Origin of the sequence: Pararhodobacter marinus, assembly GCF_003122215.1 — a bacterium.
GTDB classification, from domain to species: Bacteria; Pseudomonadota; Alphaproteobacteria; order Rhodobacterales; family Rhodobacteraceae; genus Pararhodobacter; species Pararhodobacter marinus.
Map to the genome: position 1 here is coordinate 319,757 of NZ_QEYD01000001.1, position 18,112 is coordinate 337,868.

General features: G+C 66.6%; 15 protein-coding genes. 5 read left to right on the forward strand and 10 right to left on the reverse strand.

The window, feature by feature from the left end:
* Nucleotides 1-6: 6 nt before the first annotated feature.
* The 4 genes from ligD to C4N9_RS01630 all read right to left on the reverse strand — a co-directional run bounded on the left by ligD (nucleotide 7) and on the right by C4N9_RS01630 (nucleotide 5,685).
* Nucleotides 7-2,526 (reverse strand): DNA ligase D, encoded by a 2,520-nt coding sequence (gene ligD, locus C4N9_RS01615; protein ID WP_109531534.1) that lies wholly within the window; start codon nucleotides 2,524-2,526, stop codon nucleotides 7-9.
* 12 nt (nucleotides 2,527-2,538) lie between these two features.
* Nucleotides 2,539-3,390 carry a non-homologous end joining protein Ku gene (ku, locus tag C4N9_RS01620; protein ID WP_109531535.1) on the reverse strand — a complete coding sequence of 284 codons (852 nt, stop codon included), beginning with the start codon at nucleotides 3,388-3,390 and terminating at the stop codon, nucleotides 2,539-2,541.
* A gap of 372 nt (nucleotides 3,391-3,762) precedes the next feature.
* A complete protein-coding gene (locus C4N9_RS01625; RefSeq protein ID WP_109531536.1) occupies nucleotides 3,763-4,050 on the reverse strand; it encodes an HU family DNA-binding protein in 288 nt (95 codons plus the stop codon).
* A gap of 159 nt (nucleotides 4,051-4,209) precedes the next feature.
* On the reverse strand, nucleotides 4,210-5,685 hold the full coding sequence (locus C4N9_RS01630) for an AMP nucleosidase (protein ID WP_109531537.1): 1,476 nt from the start codon (nucleotides 5,683-5,685) through the stop codon (nucleotides 4,210-4,212).
* 294 nt (nucleotides 5,686-5,979) lie between these two features.
* On the opposite strand from C4N9_RS01630, the gene C4N9_RS01635 reads away from it, so the two are divergent.
* Nucleotides 5,980-6,591, forward strand: coding sequence for an outer membrane protein (locus C4N9_RS01635; protein ID WP_109531538.1), 612 nt, complete (start codon nucleotides 5,980-5,982; stop codon nucleotides 6,589-6,591).
* Nucleotides 6,592-6,793: 202 nt separating this feature from the next.
* Nucleotides 6,794-7,417, forward strand: a complete 624-nt coding sequence (locus C4N9_RS01640) for an outer membrane protein (RefSeq protein ID WP_109531539.1) — start codon at nucleotides 6,794-6,796, stop codon at nucleotides 7,415-7,417.
* 62 nt (nucleotides 7,418-7,479) lie between these two features.
* On the opposite strand, the gene dxs is transcribed toward C4N9_RS01640, so the two are convergent.
* From dxs to C4N9_RS01665, 5 genes are read right to left on the reverse strand one after another with little or no spacing between them, the layout of a single operon-like run.
* Nucleotides 7,480-9,408, reverse strand: coding sequence for a 1-deoxy-D-xylulose-5-phosphate synthase (dxs, locus tag C4N9_RS01645; RefSeq protein ID WP_109531540.1), 1,929 nt, complete (start codon nucleotides 9,406-9,408; stop codon nucleotides 7,480-7,482).
* A gap of 14 nt (nucleotides 9,409-9,422) precedes the next feature.
* Nucleotides 9,423-10,274, reverse strand: coding sequence for a polyprenyl synthetase family protein (locus tag C4N9_RS01650; protein WP_109531541.1), 852 nt, complete (start codon nucleotides 10,272-10,274; stop codon nucleotides 9,423-9,425).
* Nucleotides 10,271-10,507 carry an exodeoxyribonuclease VII small subunit gene (locus C4N9_RS01655; RefSeq protein ID WP_109531542.1) on the reverse strand — a complete coding sequence of 79 codons (237 nt, stop codon included), beginning with the start codon at nucleotides 10,505-10,507 and terminating at the stop codon, nucleotides 10,271-10,273. Before C4N9_RS01655 ends, C4N9_RS01650 begins: the two co-directional genes overlap by 4 nt.
* On the reverse strand, nucleotides 10,504-11,430 hold the full coding sequence (locus C4N9_RS01660) for a histone deacetylase family protein (protein WP_109531748.1): 927 nt from the start codon (nucleotides 11,428-11,430) through the stop codon (nucleotides 10,504-10,506). Before C4N9_RS01660 ends, C4N9_RS01655 begins: the two co-directional genes overlap by 4 nt.
* Before the next feature lie 43 nt (nucleotides 11,431-11,473).
* Nucleotides 11,474-12,646 (reverse strand): glycosyltransferase, encoded by a 1,173-nt coding sequence (locus tag C4N9_RS01665; protein ID WP_109531543.1) that lies wholly within the window; start codon nucleotides 12,644-12,646, stop codon nucleotides 11,474-11,476.
* A gap of 106 nt (nucleotides 12,647-12,752) precedes the next feature.
* On the opposite strand from C4N9_RS01665, the gene C4N9_RS01670 reads away from it, so the two are divergent.
* Together C4N9_RS01670 and C4N9_RS01675 are read left to right on the forward strand one after the other, a co-directional pair.
* On the forward strand, nucleotides 12,753-14,462 hold the full coding sequence (locus tag C4N9_RS01670; protein WP_109531544.1) for a hypothetical protein: 1,710 nt from the start codon (nucleotides 12,753-12,755) through the stop codon (nucleotides 14,460-14,462).
* Complete coding sequence (locus tag C4N9_RS01675) at nucleotides 14,459-15,289, forward strand: glycosyltransferase family 2 protein (RefSeq protein WP_245902419.1); 831 nt, start codon at nucleotides 14,459-14,461, stop codon at nucleotides 15,287-15,289. Before C4N9_RS01670 ends, C4N9_RS01675 begins: the two co-directional genes overlap by 4 nt.
* Here the strand turns inward: C4N9_RS01675 and C4N9_RS01680 are convergent.
* Nucleotides 15,262-16,482, reverse strand: a complete 1,221-nt coding sequence (locus tag C4N9_RS01680; protein WP_109531545.1) for a glycosyltransferase — start codon at nucleotides 16,480-16,482, stop codon at nucleotides 15,262-15,264. The genes C4N9_RS01675 and C4N9_RS01680 overlap by 28 nt on opposite strands.
* A 201-nt stretch (nucleotides 16,483-16,683) precedes the next feature.
* Between C4N9_RS01680 and C4N9_RS01685 the strand changes: the two genes are divergently transcribed.
* Nucleotides 16,684-18,051 (forward strand): oligosaccharide flippase family protein, encoded by a 1,368-nt coding sequence (locus C4N9_RS01685; protein WP_146195105.1) that lies wholly within the window; start codon nucleotides 16,684-16,686, stop codon nucleotides 18,049-18,051.
* Nucleotides 18,052-18,112: the final 61 nt, after the last annotated feature.

The window sequence follows — 18,112 nt, forward strand, 5'->3', positions numbered from 1 at the left end:
GACTGATCAACGCCTCTTGCGCGATCCCCCCGCGCTGGCCACTGTCTTGCCGGTTTTCAGCGGCAGGGCGGCAGCGTGAAAATCCTCCCACGGATCCTGTGTCAGCGCATCGAGCCGCGCCGGAAGGGTTTCGACCGTGAACAGCGCGGGCCCGATCTCGTCCAGTTCGTCCCAGGATACCGGGGTCGAAACGGGCGCACCCGGACGCGCGCGGGGGGAATAGGCGGCAACAGCCGTGGCGCCGCGCTGGTTGCGCAGGTAATCGATCAGGATCCGACCCTTGCGCTTGGCCTTGGATACCGTCGCCACGTAATCCCCCGGCTGATCCGAGGCCATCGCCTGCGCCATCGCCTTGGTAAAGGATTTGACCTCGGGCCATGTCGCATGGGGTTTGAGCGGGGCCACGACGTGCAGCCCCTTGCCCCCCGACGTCTTGACGAAGGCTTCCAGCCCGGCCTCGCCCAGCCGTTCGCGCAGATCGCGCGCGGCGGTGACGATACGCGGCCAGTCGACGCCTTGGCCCGGGTCCAGATCCATGATCAGCATGTCCGGCCGCTCCCAGTCGTCCAGCGAGGCGCCCCACGGGTGGATTTCCAGCGCGGCACCCTGCACCAGCCGGACCAGCCCGGCCAGATTGCCGATCGCGATGGCCGGCTCGCCATCCTTCTTGTCCGTCGGCGCGTCGATCTCGGACCCCATCCCTTTCCACGGATGTTTCTGAAAGAACGTCTGACCGCCGATCCCGGTCGGGCAGCGCAGCAGCGCCAGCGGACGGTTCACCACGAAAGGCGCGATGCGGGGCCAGACCTGCGCGTGATACTCGGCCAGCCCCTCTTTGGTGATCCCGGCGTCGGGCCAGTAAACCCGGTCGGGATGGGTCAGGCGCACGCGCGGCATCGGCGCCCGGCTCGGTGCTTTGGGCGCGGTCTCAGGCGCGGCTTCGGCCACGACGTCCGTCGCGGGCTTGTCCTCGCGCAGTCCGCGAAACGCGGCGTGGCGCAGTTGTCCGTCCCCGGTCCAGGCGCGGAATTCGACTTCGGCCACAAGATCGGGCTTCACGAAGACCACATCGCGCTTCTGGGTGGCGTTCAGCGCCGCCTCGAAAGGGCTGTCCGCGCGCTCGAGCGGCGCCAGACGCTTGTACAGATCCCGGGCCATGGCCGCCGAGAACCCGGTGCCCACCCGTCCGACATGGCGCAGCTTGCCCCCCTCGAACACACCGAGCACCAGAGATCCGATGGCCCCCCGCGAGACCGACGAGGGTTTGTACCCGCCGATCACGAATTCCTGCCGCGCCGAGCATTTCGATTTCAGCCAGCTTTTCGAGCGTTTCGCGGTGTAGGGCGCGCCCCGCTTCTTCGAGACCACGCCTTCCAGACTGAGCCGGCAGGCATGGCGCAGCACCATCGCGCCGCTTTCGTCGAAATGCGCACTGTAGCGCAGGTTTGGCGCCGCTTCGGCCAACAAGGGTTCCAGAAGGGCCTTGCGGTCTTCCAGCCGCAGCGGGCGCAGGTTGCGCCCGTCGAGATGCAGCAAGTCGAAGGCATAGTAAATGAACCGGTCGCTGCGCCCTTCGGACAGGTCGGCCTGCAGCGCCGAGAAGTCCGACGCGCCCGCGCCGGTTTCCACCACAACCTCGCCGTCAAGCACGGCCTGCGCAACCGGCAAGTCCCCCAGCGCCTTGGCAAGCGCCGGCCCGAAACGGTCGGTCCAGTCCTGCCCGCTGCGCGTCAGCAGTTGCGCCTTTCCGTTCCCGATCCGCGCCTGAAGGCGGTAGCCGTCGAACTTGATCTCGTGCAGCCAGTCCCGTCCGGACGGAGCCTTGGCGGACAGCGTGGCCAGCATCGGCGGAAGGAAATCGGGCAGGCTCTCGGCCCTGGCAGACTTGGGGATTGTCAGGCCGGGCCTGTCGTCGCGCCCCTGCCCGGCTTTTCCGGCGGCCTCGTCTTCCTTGTCATCCGGCTTATCGCCGCGCGCAATCGCTGCCATCTCGCGGCCGCTTTCCACCGAAAGCGGGGCGTCCTTCAGGATATCGCCCTCGTCTTGAGCAGCCTCGTCGCGGGCCTTGATCAGAAGCCAGTTCTCGCGCTTCTCGCCCTTCTTTCCCTGCATCCGGACCAGATGCCAGCGGCCTGTCAGTTTCTCGCCCGACAGGAGGAACTCCAGATGCCCCTTGGCGTATCCCTTTGCGGCGTCGCCGATCGGCTCCCAGCTGCCGCGATCCCACAGCATGACCGTCCCGGCGCCGTAAGCGCGCTTGGGAATCGTGCCCTCGAAGCTGCCGTAATCCAGCGGGTGATCCTCGACATGGACCGCCAGCCGCCGCTGCCCGGGATCGAGGCTCGGCCCCCGCGTCACCGCCCAGCTGCGCAACACCCCGTCCATTTCCAGCCGGAAATCGTAATGCAGCCGGCGCGCGGCGTGTTTCTGGACAACGAAGGACCGCCCCCGCTTGCGCGACACACGCCCCTTGGGTTCGGGCGTCTCCCCGAAATCGCGCAATTCGCGGTAGCGGTCGAGACCCATGGATTGCCCTCCCTACCCCGCCTTGCGCTTCGACGGCGCGCTTTTCTTGCGCCCGGCGGCGGTCTTGGCTTTCGGCTTTGCCTTGCGCGCTTTCTGGCCCGCGCTCTGGCGCAGGGCCTCCATCAGATCGACGACACTCTCGTCTTTCCGCGGTTCCGGGCGGTCGGGTTCGCGCCCTTCGGCGCGCGCCTTGACCAGATCGGCCAGCGCGGCCTCGTAGCGATCATCGAAGGCAGCGGGGTCGAAATCGCCTGCCTTCGTCTCGATGATATGCTGCGCGAGATCCAGCATCTCGCCACCGATCTTGCGGTCGGGAATGTCCTCGAAGGCTTCCTCGGCCGAGCGCACCTCGTAATCGAAATTGAGCGTGCGCGCGATCAGCCCGTCATCCTGCGCCCGGATAAGGACGGTGCGCAGACGCCGGAACAGAACGGTGCGCGCCAGCGCGGCGGTGTCGGTTGCGCGCATCCCCTCGCGGATCAGTGCAAAGGCCTCATGCGCGGCGTCATCGGCGGGAGCCAGGTAATAAGGCTTGTCGAAATAGGTCGGGTCGATATCGTCGCAGGCAAGAAAAGCCTCGACTTTCAGAACCTTGTCGCTGTCGGGCACGGCCTCGGCGATTTCCTCGGGCTGGAAGACGATATAGTCATCGTCGCCCGTCCCGTAGCCCTTGACCTGTGCGTCGCGGTCGACCGTCTTGCCGGTCTCGGCATCGACATAGTCGCGCCGCACGCGGTTGCCCGTCTTCCGGTTGATCGTGTGAAAGGCGATCCGCCCCGTGGTCGACGCGGCAGTGTAGAGCGCCACGGCGCAACTGACTTCGCCGATGGACAACGTCCCCTTCCAGTTCGCGCGTGGTGCCATCGTGCCTTTTCCTCGGGTTCCGGACGTCTGGGGAACCCGGCAGGCCAAGGATTGTTCCTGTCCGGCCGGACGGGACATTGCCAGCGGAGCCGCGAAACGGGGCGCCGCTGCAGGAACATCCGGCCCCGGGACAGGTTGCCCGGCTGTCCAGGGCGGCGAAACCGGTGCCATCCGCGCAAGTCACCGCTCAGGACAAACAGAGACGCCGGGCCTTGCTCCCGGGCCTTGGGCGATCTCGGCCGGACGGGCGTCTCTCCGGGTCCGTCCGGCCCTCATGCCCGCCGAAACCGGCCTGCCGGCAGCGGTGGGCCCTGCAACGCGAAAAGGCCGCCCGGTGGGGCGGCCTTTGCAAGCGGTCCGGTGATCCTGCGATCAGGCCACGGCATCCTTCAGCGCCTTGGCGACGGTGACTTTCACCGCGCGGTCGGCGGGCTTGGTCAGCGTCTCGCCGGTGGCGGGGTTGCGCACTTCGCGCTCGGGGCGGGCGCGGCAGGCGACCTTGCCGATGCCCGGCAGGGTGACGGCGCCACCGGCGGCGACTTCGCTGGCGACGATCGAAGCCAGGGTATCCAGCGCGGCGGCGGCGGTCTTCTTGTCGGCGCCCATCTGTTCGGCGAGGGTCGCGACGAGCTGGGTCTTGGTCATCGGCTTGGTGGTCATTCTCTTGCTCTCCGTGTGTCAAGCGACGGTGGCGGGATTCTGAGGCCCCGCTATGTGGTGCAGCGCGTCTATCTTCTGCGCGCGGGTCAGGCAATCGCAAAGGCACTGGTACAGGCGAAATTACACCGAAAACACGGTGTTTCGCTTGGAAATCCGGCCCTACAGGAAAGCCGTTTCCTCGAAGCTGCGCAGTTTGCGGGAATGGATGCGATCCAGAGGCATCTCACGCAGACGTTCCATCGCGCGTACACCGATCAGCAGGTGGCGCGCAACCTGTGTCTTGTAGAAAGCCGAGGCCATGCCGGGCAGTTTCAGCTCGCCATGAAGCGGCTTGTCGGACACGCAAAGCAGCGTTCCATAGGGCACGCGGAAGCGGAAGCCGTTGGCGGCGATGGTGGCGCTTTCCATGTCCAGCGCGATGGCCCGCGACTGGCTGAGGCGCTGCACGGGACCGGACTGGTCGCGCAGTTCCCAGTTGCGGTTATCGACGGTGGCGACGGTGCCGGTGCGCATGATGCGCTTCAGTTCGTAATCCTTGAGCTGGGTCATCTCGGCCACCGCTTCCTGCAGGGCGATCTGGATCTCGGCCAGAGCGGGGATCGGCACCCAGATCGGCAGATCCTCGTCCAGCACCTTGTCCTCGCGCAGATACGCATGAGCCAGCACGAAATCGCCGAGGCTCTGCGAGTTCCGCAGCCCCGCGCAATGGCCCACCATCAGCCAGGCATGGGGGCGCAGCACGGCGATATGGTCGGTTGCGGTCTTGGCGTTGGACGGGCCGACGCCGATATTGACCAGCGTCACGCCCTGCCCGTCCTTGCGCTTGAGGTGATAGGTCGGCATCTGCGGCAGGCGCGTCAGCATCGGGATCACGCCGTCTTCGCTGTCGATCACGTGGTTGCCCGGCGAGACGAAGGCAGTGTAGCCGCTCTCGGGATCGGCCAGTTGCAACCGGGCATAGGCTTCGAATTCGTCCACGTAGAACTGGTAATTGGTGAACAGGACGTGGTTCTGGAAATGCTCGGGATCGGTCGCGGTGTAATGCGCAAGCCGGGCCAGCGAGTAATCCACGCGCTGCGCGGTGAAGGGCGCGAGCGGGATCGAGCCGTCGGCATTGCGCACGCCTTCGCCATTGACGATGTCGTCATTGGTAATCGACAGGTCCGGCACATCGAACACGTCGCGCAGGGTAAAGGCCAGCTCGCCCGCCATCGCCACATCGTCACGCCCGGCCATCGCGAAATGCAGAGGGATCGGCGTGTCGGAATAGCCGATCACCACCGGCTGGCCGTGGTTTTTCAGCAAAAGGTCGATCTGCTGTTCAAGGTAATGGCGGAACAGGTCGGGCCGCGTCACGCTGGTGGCATAGGTGCCGGGTTCGGGCACGTAGCCAAAGGCAAGCCGGCTGTCGGGCAGGTCGAAGGTCGTCGTGGTCAGGCGGATTTCCGGGTAATAGGCGCGCGAACGGGCCTTGGGCAGGCCATCGGACACGGCCTCGCGGAACTGGTCGGCCAGAAAATCGGTCGCGCGGTCATAGAGCATCCGCAGATGCGCCACGGCCTCTTGCGCGTCGGTAAAGGATTGCGGCTCGGCATCGGGCGCCGTCTGGATCGGCAAAGAGCGGGTCGGTTTCATGCATCATCTCGTTTCTTATAAGTGTCCCCTCCCTGCCGCAGGCTTGCGGCGGGCCTATGACACGAGGCTGAGGGGAAATAGGGTTCCATGCGCCAAGATGGCGGTGAAAGCGCTGTTCGGCAAGGGGTCTGGGAAAACCTGACGCAGCGCTGTGCAGGATGATGCCGGGTCAACGGCGGCCGCGATGCACGGGCGACCGAATTGCGTTGGCAACCGAAAGAAGCCGGGTTCACGCCATCTTCCTGCCACCCCGGGCCGTTCAAAGCGCGGGGTCTAAGAAACGGAACGAGTGACATGACGACGATTGCCCGCAAAACCCTTCTTGCCCTGACCTCGGCCACGCTTGCGCTGGCAGCCGGTCCGGCGCTGGCCTCGGGGCCGGTGGCGGAAACCCGGGCCCCGGCGGTCATCGCCGCCCCGGCGCCGGCATTCTCATGGGCCGGGGCCTATGGCGGCCTGAGCTATTCGGGGGTCGCCACGCAGGTCGATATCGTCAACGCGGTGAGCGACTTCACGGATGAAACCGCTCTCGGGATCTTCCTGGGCTACAACTGGCAGCGCGGCGGCTTCGTGTTCGGCACCGAGCTGGCCTATAGCGACTTCGAAGCGCGGCTGCCCGGCTTCCTGAACACTCAGGACAACGCGCTGGATCTGCGAATCCGCGCCGGCTATGCCTTTGACAACGTGCTGGTCTATGGCTTTGCCGGGGCGTCGCGCTCGGAATTTACCGGCGTCATCGCCTATCCCCGGCTTGAAGGCTACAGCCTGGGGCTGGGCGTGCAGGCGCATCTGGGCAACAATGTCTTCGTCGGCCTGGAATATGCCCGGCGGCGCGTGGGCAACGACCGGATCGCGGTCGAGGCCGAGATCGACACCCTCAGCCTGCGGCTGGGCTATCAGTTCTGAGCCTTCGGCGAACAGCGCCATCCGGAACGCCGCCTTCCCTGCCGGGAGGGCGGCTTTCTTCTGTGCCGGGCCGGCGGCGGCAGGGGCGCATCGGAAAATCGTGACAGCAGCCGAAAAGCACCCGGATCGCGCCTTTTTGTCGCCTTTGTTGAAGCCTCAAAGAGCAGGGTAAACAACGTTTTAGCCATGAGGCCTGCGTACGATGTCCCGCACGTTCCTTCTTTCCCTGACTGTTTCCGCCTCGGCGCTGACGCTCTGCGCCGGGTCGGCGCTGGCTTCGGGCCCGGTGACGGTATCCGAGCCCGTCTCGCTCGCCGCTCCGATCAGCGCAGAGCGTGACTGGGCCGGTTTCTATGCCGGTCTGAGCTATTCCGCAGTCGCGGGCTCGGCGCTGAACAGTCGTATGATCGCGGATTTCGACGACACGACGGGCTTTGGCGGCTTCGTGGGCTATAACTGGCAGCGCGGCGGCTTCGTGTTCGGCGGCGAGCTGAGCTATGTCCATTTCGGCACGACCTATTGGCTGCCCTATGTCCATCAGGGCGACTCGGTCGAACTGCGCGCCCGCGCAGGATACGATTTCGGGCGGATCATGGCCTATGGCTTCGTCGGCGCCGCGCGGTCGGAATTGACGATGGCGTATGGCATGGGCGGGACACCGGACGCCGAAACCGGCTATGTCTGGGGGCTGGGCGCCGAGATGATGATGACCGAACGGATGTCCGTGGGCCTCGAACTGGCCCGCCGCGAGGTCTATCTGGACCAGACCAGCGGGCTGGGTGCCCAGATCGACACCGCGACGCTGCGCGTGGGTTTCCGGTTCTGAGATCAGGGCATCGGATAGAAGGACGGCCGCATCTTCGGGCGCGGCCGCTTGCGTTCTGGAGGTTACGCCCGCTTCGCGCCGATCCGGACAACCCCCAGCACGTCGAGCACCTTCGCTTCGATATCCGCCGCCGTCAGGCCCGCCGCTTCGTACATCTGCGCGGGCGAGGCCTGATCGATGAAGATGTCGGGCAGCACCATCGAACGGTATTTGAGCCCTTTGTCGAACACGCCCTCTTCGGCCAGAAGCTGGGCGACATGGCTGCCGAAACCGCCGACGGCGCCTTCCTCGATGGTGATCAGCGCCTCGTGATCCTGCGCCAGCTTCAGGATCAGATCGCGGTCGAGCGGCTTGGCGAAGCGGGCATCGGCGACACTGGGTTCGATGCCGCGCGCCGACAGCGCCTCTGTCGCCTTCATCACCTCGGACAGGCGGGTGCCGAAGGACAGGATGGCGACGCGCTTGCCCTCGCGGATCATGCGGCCCTTGCCGATTTCCAGCGGTACGCCGCGTTCGGGCATCTCGACGCCCTCGCCCTCGCCGCGCGGAAAGCGGAAGGCGATGGGGCCGGTGTCATGCGCGGTGGCGGTGGCGACCATGTGGACCAGCTCGGCCTCGTCGGCGGCGGCCATGACCACGAAATTGGGCAGGTTGGCCAGATAGGCCACGTCGAAGCTGCCGGCATGGGTGGCGCCGTCCGCCCCCACCAGTCCGGCGCGGTCGATGGCAAAGCGCACGGGCAGGTTCTGCAGCGCGACATCGTGGACGACCTGATCGTAGCCGCGTTGCAGGAAGGTCGAATAAATCGTGCAGAAGGGTTTCATTCCGCCCGCGGCAAGGCCCGCGCAGAAGGTCACGCCATGCTGTTCGGCGATGCCCACGTCAAAGCAGCGTTCGGGGAAATGCTCGGCGAACAGGTCCAGCCCGGTACCCGAGGGCATGGCGGCGGTGATCGCCACGACCTTGGTATCCGCTTGCGCCTCCTTGATGAGCGACTGCGCGAAGACCTTGGTGTAGCTCGGCGCGTTCGAGGGCGCCTTGTGCTGCTTGCCGCTGATGACGTCGAACTTGGCGGTGGCGTGGCCCTTGTCGTCGGCCAGCTCGGCCGGGCGATAGCCCTTGCCCTTCTTGGTCAGCACATGGATCAGCGTCGGCCCCGAGGCGCGGTCATGCACGGTGCGCAGCACGGCCAACAGGCTGTCCATGTCGTGGCCGTCGACCGGGCCGACATAGTTGAAGCCCAGCTCTTCGAACATCGTGCCGCCGACGGTCATGTGCTTGAGCATGTCCTTGGCGCGGTGCGCGGCGTCCTGGAAGGGCGGCGGGAAGAATCCCAGCGCGCCCTTGGCGACGGCTTTCAGGTCCTGCAGCGGCTTCTCGGCATAGAGCCGCGACAGATAGGACGACAGCGCGCCGGTGGGCGGCGCAATGGACATTTCGTTGTCGTTGAGAATGACGAACAGCCGCTTGCCCATATGGCCCGCATTGTTCATCGCCTCGAACGCCATGCCCGCCGACATCGAGCCGTCGCCGATCACAGCGATGGCGTCACCCAGCGCCGGGTCGGGCGTGCCGCCCAGATCATGCGCGACCTTGAAGCCCAGAGCCGCCGAGATCGAGGTCGAGCTATGCGCGGCGCCGAACGGGTCATAGGGGCTTTCGGTGCGCTTGGTGAAGCCCGACAGCCCGTCCTTCTGCCGCAGCGTGCGGATGCGGTCGCGGCGCCCGGTGAGGATCTTGTGCGGATAGGATTGGTGCGACACGTCCCAGATCAGCCGGTCGCGCGGCGTGTCGAAGATCGCGTGGATCGCCACGGTCAGTTCCACCACGCCCAGCCCCGCGCCCAGATGCCCGCCGGTTTCGCTGACGGCGCTGATCGTCTCGGCCCGCAGCTCGTCCGCGACCTGTCTGAGCTGGGAATCGCTCAGCCGTTTCAGGTCGGCGGGACTGTGCACGGTGTCGAGGAGCGGAGTGGCGGGTCGGCTGGTCATGTACGCTCCGGAACTTATCTGTCGCGGCTGATAACGAAACGGGCCGCCTGCCGCAAGGAATCCGCCCGCGCACCGTAGGGTGACAGCGCGTCACAGGCCTGTGAAATCAGCCCGGCGGCGCGGTGCTTGGCGGCCTGAAGGCCCAGAAGCGAGACGAAGGTGGCCTTGCCCGCCTCGGCATCCTTCTGCAGGCGCTTGCCGGCGGTCGCGGCGTCGCCCTCGGTATCAAGGATGTCGTCGGCGATCTGAAAGGCAAGGCCCAGCGCCTCGGCATAGGCAGAAAGCGGCGCGGTATCGGCGCCTGCCAGCATCGGCCCGGCGGTGCAGGACCAGCCGAACAGCGCGCCGGTCTTGCCCTGCTGCAGGTGGACGATCTGATCCAGCGTCAGCGGCTCGGGCGCGGTTTCGGCCTCGATATCCAGCGCCTGTCCCAGCACCATGCCCTGCGCCCCGGCGGCGCGGGCCAGCGCACCGGTCAGCGCGGCATCGCCGGTCTGCGCGCACAGCTCGAAAGCCAGCGTCTGCAGCGCGTCGCCAGCAAGGATCGCGGTCGCCTCGTCATAGGCGATATGCACGGTCGGGCGACCCCGGCGCATGGCGTCGTCATCCATTGCCGGCAGGTCGTCATGGACCAGCGAATAGGCATGCATCGCCTCGATCGCGGCGGCGGCGGACAGGGCCCGCGCGCGGTCGACATCGTGCAGCGCACAGCTTTCCAGCACCAGATAACCGCGCAGGCACTTGCCGCCATGCAGGGCATGGCCCATGGCGTCGCGCACGCGGCTGGGCGGCAGCGCGTCCAGCGCGGTGGCAAGACGGCCCGCCACGGCGATGGCGGCGGCGCTCAGATCGTCGGGAAAGCTCATTTCGCGTCGAAGGGGGCGGTGCCGTCGGGCTGGCCGTTTTCCGCCAGCGTGATCTGCTCGATCCGCGCCTGCGCCTGCGCCAGCTTGCTTTCGCAATGCTTTTTCAGAAGCGCGCCGCGTTCGTAGAAGGCGATGGATTTCTCCAGATCGACATTGCCGCTTTCAAGCTGTCCGACGACCTGCTCAAGCTCGCGCAGAGCCTCTTCGAACGACATCTCGGCCACGTCTTTCATGCGCCTTGCTCCATCAGTACCCGGACATGCGCCAGCGCCGAGGCGGCGAGCGCGTCGAGGTTATATCCGCCTTCCAGGACGCTGACCACCCGGCCCGCGCAATGGCGGTCGGCGGTCTCGCAGATCCGCCGGGTGATCCAGACGAAATCCTCTTCGGTCAGGGCCAACTGGGCGAGCGGGTCGTCGACATGGGCGTCGAACCCGGCCGAGACGAGGATCAGTTCGGGGCGGAAATCGTCAAGCCGGGGGAAGACGACGCTGTCCCAGGCGTCGCGGAACTCTGCGCCCTGCGTTCCGGGCGGCAGGGGCAGGTTCAGGATCGTGCCGTGGGGGCCGGTTTCCTCGGCCCGGCCGGTGCCAGGCCAGAGCGGAAACTGGTGCGACGACACGAACAGCGCGCGGGGATCCGATTGCAGAAGGTCCTGCGTCCCGTTGCCGTGATGGACATCGAAATCCAGTACCGCGACGCGCTCCAGCCCGTGATGGTCAAGCGCGCGCTTCGCGGCGATGGCGACGTTGCCGAACAGGCAGAACCCCATCGGCGTAGCGGTTTCGGCATGGTGGCCGGGCGGGCGGATCGCGGCGAAGGCGTTCCGTGCCTCGCCCGCCAGCACGGTATCGAGCGCGGCCAGCAGCGCGCCCAACCCGCCCAGAGCCGCGTCCCAGCTGCCCGGCGACAGCCAGGTATCGGCGTCGAGCTGTTCCTGCCCGCTTGCAGGGATCGCCTGCCGGATCCGGTCGACGTAATCCTGCGGATGACAGCGCAGCAGCTCTGCCTCGGGCGCGGGCTGGCTGTCGCGGCGGTCAAGCTCCAGCGGTGCCAGCGCGTCGAGCACGACGTTCAGCCGCGCCACGCGCTCGGGATGGCCGTCGGGGGTGACATGGGTCAGGCAGGCGGGATCGGTGAAAAACGCGGTGCTCATGGCGATCACGCTAGCGCCCGGCCCGGCCTGCGGCAAGCCGCGCTCAGTCCAGACCGGCGATATCGCGCAGATCGGTCATCCGGCGCGAGAAGACATGCTCGAAGGAATTGGCGCGGGCGAAATCGACGGCGCGGCGGCTGGCTTCGATGATCTGCACGCGGTCGCGGTCCAGCCGGGCGATGCGCGCGGCCAGCGCGCCGGGGCGCGCGGGGCGGCAGACCCAGCCCGCCCGCGATTCCGCGTGCATCCGTTTCCACGTGCGGTTGGCATAACCCACGATCGGCAGGCCGCAGCCCAGCGCCTCGATATAGAAGCTCTGCGGCGACGACAGGCGGCGCGGGGCGATGAACAGATCGGCCCGCTTGCGCAGGTGAGGCACCAGCACCGGGTCGAAGGGGCCGGGTTCCTGCAGCGTCATCACATCACTCAGCCCCAGCGCGGCGATGCCGTCATGGATGCGCGGGGTCAGGGGGCCGGTGCCGAACATCTCGAGCCGGAAATCGACGCCGCGCTGGCGCAGCAGAAATGCCACCTGCAACAGGTCGGCGGCGCCAGACATCGGCTCGACATGGCCGAACCATGCCAGCTGCAGCGGCTCGCCCAGATGCAGCCGGGTGGCGCGGTCCGATTGCTCGCCCGGGCGGGCGGTCATCGGCACGCGCATCCGGTTGTCGTGGTAGCGCAGCGCGCGGGCGGAAATCCGGCGATAGGCGCTTTCGGCGGGGTAGCCGTCGAAATGCACGCCGTCGGCGGCCCGCAGCGCCCGCCTGAGCGCGCCCTCGTGGCGCAGGTTCCACCAGGTCGCGCCGATCCGGCGGCGGATGGATTGGGTGGCGGCGCAGGCATGCCGGATACGGCCCAACAGCGCATCCTCGACGGTATAGACCAGCTTGCCGACCCGCCCCTTCATCGCGCCGGGCAGATCGAGATACTGCATGTCGTCAGCCGCGACATACAGCAGCGCGGCCTCGTCGAGCAGGGTTTCGGGCACCGGCGCATCCGGGTCGAGCGCCAGCAGCTCGAAGCCAAGCTGCGCCACCGAATAGCGCATCGGGTTGTCGATATGGGTGGCGCCCCGACGCATCACGCAGCGCACGGTACCGGGCCACAATTGGCAATGCAGCTTCATCCCCTCGACGAATTTCACGTCGAGGACGACTTCTCCGCCCGGCAATTCGATCATCGGAGCGGGCGAAAGCATGACCAGTGACGCCATACCGCCGACAAAATCCTTGGCTACCTGTACGCTGGCAGAAAACGCTGGAAAGTCAGGAAAAGTCCATCCTAAATTGCATCCGGCGCAGCACAGGAGACCCGGCAGCATGCCCCTGAAGCCTCTTATCGCAGCGCTCCGGGCGCTGGTCTTCGTCATCACGGTTGCGGCGGGCGCAATGGCCCACGCCCAGATTGAAACCACCGCCCGCGACGGACGCCGTGCGCTGGGCATGAACTTGGCCGAGGTGGTCGGCTGGTCGACCGAGCTGCCCTTCATCGACGTGATGCACAGTGCCGCGCGCTGGACCGGGCATACCGGCAGCGGCTGGGGCGGGATGGATGCGGATGCGCTGGAGGCCTCGGGCGCGCTGGATGCCGATGGCTGGGTGCCCGAGTTCCCGCGTTCGGTGCGGCGGCTGTCGACCTTCGTTCTGGTGGACCTGCCCGCAGAGATGACCTCGGCCGCCGGGACATGGCACGCGACCTGGGAGGGCACCGCCTATCTGGGTTTCACCGGCGCGGCGCGCAACGTGCGCTACGGCGACAATTCGGCGACCTTCGAATTCACGCCCGGACAGGGTTCGGTGCTGATCGAGTTCAACCGGGGCAGCCTGCGCAACCTGTCGATCGTGCATGAGCGCAATCTCGAGCGTCACGCGGCGGGCGAGATCTTCAACCCCGACTGGCTGGCGCGGATCGGCGATATGGAGATCCTGCGCTTCATGGACTGGATGCTGACCAACAATTCCACGCTGGCGCATTGGCGCGACCGTCCGCGGACCGGCGATTACACCTATGCACGGCGCGGCGTGCCGGTCGAGATCATGCTGGCGCTGGCCAACCAGACCGGGGCCGAGCCGTGGTTCACCCTGCCCCACCTGGCCGATGACGATTATGCCCGCCAGTTCGCGCAGCTGGTAAAGGACGGGCTGAACCCCGATCTGCGCGCATGGTACGAGTTTTCCAACGAGATCTGGAACTGGGGCTTCACGCAGGCCGACTGGGCCGAGCAGAACGCCCGCGCGCGCTGGAATCGCGACTGGGCCTGGGTGCAGTTCGGCGCGGTGCGCGCGGCCGAGGTGATGCGCGTGATCGACAGGGTCTACGCGGGTGACGAGGACAGGCGCGTCCGCGTTCTGGGCCTGTTCACCGCGTGGCTGGGGCTAGAACACGACATGCTGGAAGCGCCCGATTACCTGGCCGAGGACCCGGCCCATCGCCCGCCGCACGAAGCCTTCGACGCGCTGGCGGTCACCGGCTATTTCAGCGCCGAGCTGCATTCCGAGGACAAGGCCCCGATGATCCGCGACTGGCTGCGCGACAGCCGGGCCGGGGCGGAAGAGGCCGCGCGGGCGCAGGGGCTTTCGGGCGGCGCCTTCGACGATTACGTCGCCGCGCATCGCTTCGACCGGGCGATCGGGCTGGCCGCTCAGGAACTGACCGACGGTTCGGTCTCGGGCGATGCCGAGCATTCGGTGCGTGACCTGATCGACCGCACGCTCACCCATCACGCGCAGGTGGCCCGGGAGTACGGCATGGCGCTGGTGATGTACGAAGGCGGGACGCATGTGGTGGTGCCGCCCGCGGATCATTCGAACGAGGATCTCGTCGAATTCTTCGAGGCGTTGAACTATTCCGAGGCGATGGGCGTTGTCTATGCGGTGCTGCTGGAGGGCTGGCAGCGCCTGACGCCGTCGCCCTTCGTGGCGTATATGGATATCGGCCAGCCCTCCATCTGGGGAAGCTGGGGACATTTGCGGCATCTGGACGATGACACGTCCCGCTGGCGCGCCTTGATGGAAGCAACCGCACCGTGACCGCCGACCTCAGCGTCATCATCCCTGCAAATAACGAAGAACGGTATATTCATGCCTGCCTTTCGGCGCTTCTGGCCAGCGAAGGGCCCGGGGCGCTGCAGGTGATCGTGGCGGCGAATGGCTGTACCGATCAGACCGTGTCACTGGCCATGGCGCGCGGGGCGGCTTTCTCTGGGCGCGGATGGCGGCTTGACGTGCTGGATCTGCCCGCGCTGGGCAAGATGGGCGCGCTGAACGCGGGCGACGCGGCGGCGACCTATCCCGCACGGGTCTATCTGGATGCCGATGTCGTCGTGTCGCCGCTGCTGCTGGCGCAGCTGGCCGAGGCGCTGGATGACGAGCGGCCGCGCTACGCCTCGGGCCAGCCGCATGTGACCGCGCAGGGCTGGCTGTCGCGGGCGTTCGCGCGGTTCTGGATACAGGTGCCTTTCGTCGCCGACGGCGTGCCGGGTTTCGGCCTGTTCGCGGTCAACGGCGCCGGGCGGGCGCGGTGGGACAGCTTCCCCGACATCATCTCGGACGATACCTATGTGCGGGTGCATTTCTCGCCCGATGAGCGGATCAAGGTGCCGGCCAGCTACGATTGGCCGCTGGTCGAGGGGTTCGACACGCTGGTGCGGGTGCGGCGGCGGCAGGATCAGGGCGTGGCCGAGCTTGAGCGCCTGATCCCCGACAAGATGACGAACGAGGGCAAGGATGCGCCCTCGTCCGGCTGGCTGATGCGCCGGGCGCTGGCCGATCCGGCGGCGTTCGCGGTCTACGCGGCGGTCAAGCTGGCGGTCAGGCTGGGTTGGGCCCGTCAGGACGGCTGGGTGCGCGGGCGCTGAGCGAAATGCTCGGCCAGCTTCGCGGCCTCGATATCGATATTGTGACGCATCAGCACCCGGGCGCGCGCGGTGGATCCCATGCGCCGCAGCTTGTCGTCGGCGCAGGTGGCAAGCTGGGTGATGGCCTCGGCCAGTTCCTCGGGGTTGCCGGCGGGGACCAGCCAGCCGGTGCGCCCGTCCTGCACCAGTTCGGGCACGCCCGCGATCCAGGTGGCGATGGCGGGCCGGCCGGTGACCATGGCCTCCATCACCACCATGGGCAGACCTTCGGCGAAAGACGGCAGGGCAAGCGCGTGCGACGCCTCGATCTCGCGCCGGACGCCGGCTTCATCCAGCCAGCCGGTCAGCGTGATCCGGTCGCCCAGACCCGACCGCGCGATCGCGCGTTCGAGCGGCAGGCGCATCGGCCCGTCGCCCACCAGCACCAGCCTTGCATCGACACCGCGCTTGGTAACGAGCGCCATTGCCTCGATCAGGATCAGCTGGCCCTTCTGTTCGACGAAGCGGCCGATATTCACCAGCTGAATGGGCCGGGTCGAGGGCATCGGACGCGCGGATTCGTAATGATGCGGCTCGATCCCGCAATGCACGACCTTGATGCGCGGCCAGTACCGGTATTCCACCAGACGGCAAAGCTGAGAGCGCCCGAAGGACGAGATCGCGACCGCGAAATCCGCCTTGCGCAGCTTCAGCGGCAGCGCGATGGCGGCGGGTTTGTCGAATTCCTCGGGGCCGTGCACGGTGAAACTGAACGGCTTGCCACTGATTTCCGAAACCAGCATCGCCACAGTGGCCGAATTGGTGCCGAAATGCGCGTGCATCCGGTCGATGCGCAGTTCCTCGATGCGGCGCGCAACATAGGCGGCTTCGAAGAAATAGATCAGATGCTTGAAAAGCCCTGCCTCGGAATTGCGGCTGGCCTGCAGCGCCAGGAACAGCGCCTTGTAGATCCGCACGGGCCCGCGCAGCCCCATGACGAACACGGCGAACACCATCGCCGCCATGCCCTTGGCCAGCACGTATTCCGTCGCGCGCTTTTCCTCGCGGTCGGACGGGTCGGGCAGGTCGCCGTCGAAGGGCCGCATCGCGAAGCGCTTGACGGTAACGCCGCGCCGTTCGAGCGCGCGCATCTCGCGGCGGATGAAGCTTTGCGACGGCGAGGGGTAGGTATTGAGGATATAGGCTACTTTCACACCGGCACCTGTCTGTGGTCAGAACCGGGCTAGGGGTGAAACAAGGCGAATTCAAGAAAGCCTGAGGGTATTGGCGCGGCGAACCGCCTGGCATCGCCCGCGTCATATTGGCGCCTCAATTAACCTTCAGACACTCGGCGTGCCGACCCCACCCTGTTTTTCGGCGCGGGGTGTTTTAACTATTCAGCGGAGTACGCTTCAGTGTCCCATGCCGCCGCGATGCCCAGTGAACCGGAAAAAGCCAGCCTGACCGGACGCATCATGCGTTCGTCGATGTTCACCATCGCGGGCTTCGGTTTCCAGCAGGCGATCCGCTTCGGCTCGAACCTGATCCTGGCGCGGCTGCTGTTCCCCGAGGCCTTCGGGACCATGGCCCTGGTGACGGTGCTGCTGATCGGTCTGACGATGCTGTCGGATCTGGGTATCCAGCCCGCGATCCAGTCGTCGAAACGCGGTGACGAGCCCGATTTTCTCAATACCGCCTGGACACTTAACATGATCCGCGCGGTGGTGCTGTTCGCTGCCGCCTGCGCGCTGGCCTGGCCGATGGCGTGGTTCTACGACGAACCGATGCTTCTGCAGCTGATCCCGGTCGCCGCCATCAGCATGTTGCTGCTGGCGCTGGAGCCGACGCGGGCCGAAACCGCCTCGCGCCACATGCTTCTGGGCCGGGTGACGATCCTTGAAATCTCGGCGCAGGTGATCTCGATCGCGGCGATGCTGCTTCTGGCATGGTGGACGCAGTCGATCTGGGCGCTGGTCGTGGGCAACCTGGTCAACGCGGGTGCCCGCGCCACGCTGGCCTGGGTGATTCTGCCGGGGATCGTGAACCGTCCGCGCATCGAAAAGGAAGCCGCGCACGAGCTGGTGCATTTCGGGCGCTGGATCTTCTTCTCGACCATGGCGGGCTTTCTGGTGCTGCAATCGGACAAGCTGATCCTGGGTCGCTTCCTGTCGATGGAAGAGCTGGGCCTCTACAATATCGGCTTCTTTCTGGCCGGGTTCCCGCTGATGCTGGGACAGCTTCTGGTGCAGCGGCTGATGATCCCGATCTACCGCTCCTCGCCGCCGTCTGAATCGCACGAGAACTTCCTGCATCTGCGCCGCATCCGCTTCATGCTGTCGGTGATGCTGTTCCTCGGCGTGGCGCCGCTGGCGCTGGGCGGGGTGTATATCGTCGATCTGCTCTATGACGCGCGCTATGCGCAGTCGGGCGCGGTGACGATGCTGGTCTCGATGGCGCTGCTGCCGCAGATGCTGGGCCTGACCTATGATCAGGTGACGCTGGCCTCGGGCGATTCGCGCGGTTTCTTCACGCTGAACGCGACGCGGGCGGTGGTGCTGGTGGTGCTGCTTCTGGTGCTGGTGCCGATGCTGGGCATCCCCGGCGCGCCGATCTCGATGGCGGCGACGGCGCTGATCAGCTACCCGCTGCAGGTCCGGCTGGCGCGCAAATACGGCGCCTGGGACCCGCTGCACGATGTCATCATGGCCAGCGCGGCGGCCGCGCTGCTGACGGCAATGCTGATGCTGCACGGCGAGCGGCTGGCCGCGATCTTTGCCGGCTGACGAAGCGCCGCGGCTGACGCGAGCGGCAACAATCACCTTGCTTCTGCCCAATTTGTGACAG

Excerpts from the sequence above, each read along its gene's own strand:
- C4N9_RS01650 (WP_109531541.1), bottom strand. The coding sequence starts at position 10,274 with ATGAGCTTTCCCGACGATCTGAGCGCCGCCGCCATCGCCGTGGCGGGC.
- ligD (WP_109531534.1), bottom strand. The coding sequence starts at position 2,526 with ATGGGTCTCGACCGCTACCGCGAATTGCGCGATTTCGGGGAGACGCCC.
- C4N9_RS01655 (WP_109531542.1), bottom strand. The coding sequence starts at position 10,507 with ATGAAAGACGTGGCCGAGATGTCGTTCGAAGAGGCTCTGCGCGAGCTT.
- C4N9_RS01670 (WP_109531544.1), top strand. The coding sequence starts at position 12,753 with ATGCCCCTGAAGCCTCTTATCGCAGCGCTCCGGGCGCTGGTCTTCGTC.
- C4N9_RS01660 (WP_109531748.1), bottom strand. The coding sequence starts at position 11,430 with ATGAGCACCGCGTTTTTCACCGATCCCGCCTGCCTGACCCATGTCACC.
- ku (WP_109531535.1), bottom strand. The coding sequence starts at position 3,390 with ATGGCACCACGCGCGAACTGGAAGGGGACGTTGTCCATCGGCGAAGTC.
- C4N9_RS01640 (WP_109531539.1), top strand. The coding sequence starts at position 6,794 with ATGTCCCGCACGTTCCTTCTTTCCCTGACTGTTTCCGCCTCGGCGCTG.
- C4N9_RS01635 (WP_109531538.1), top strand. The coding sequence starts at position 5,980 with ATGACGACGATTGCCCGCAAAACCCTTCTTGCCCTGACCTCGGCCACG.
- dxs (WP_109531540.1), bottom strand. The coding sequence starts at position 9,408 with ATGACCAGCCGACCCGCCACTCCGCTCCTCGACACCGTGCACAGTCCC.
- C4N9_RS01625 (WP_109531536.1), bottom strand. The coding sequence starts at position 4,050 with ATGACCACCAAGCCGATGACCAAGACCCAGCTCGTCGCGACCCTCGCC.
- C4N9_RS01630 (WP_109531537.1), bottom strand. The coding sequence starts at position 5,685 with ATGAAACCGACCCGCTCTTTGCCGATCCAGACGGCGCCCGATGCCGAG.
- C4N9_RS01665 (WP_109531543.1), bottom strand. The coding sequence starts at position 12,646 with ATGGCGTCACTGGTCATGCTTTCGCCCGCTCCGATGATCGAATTGCCG.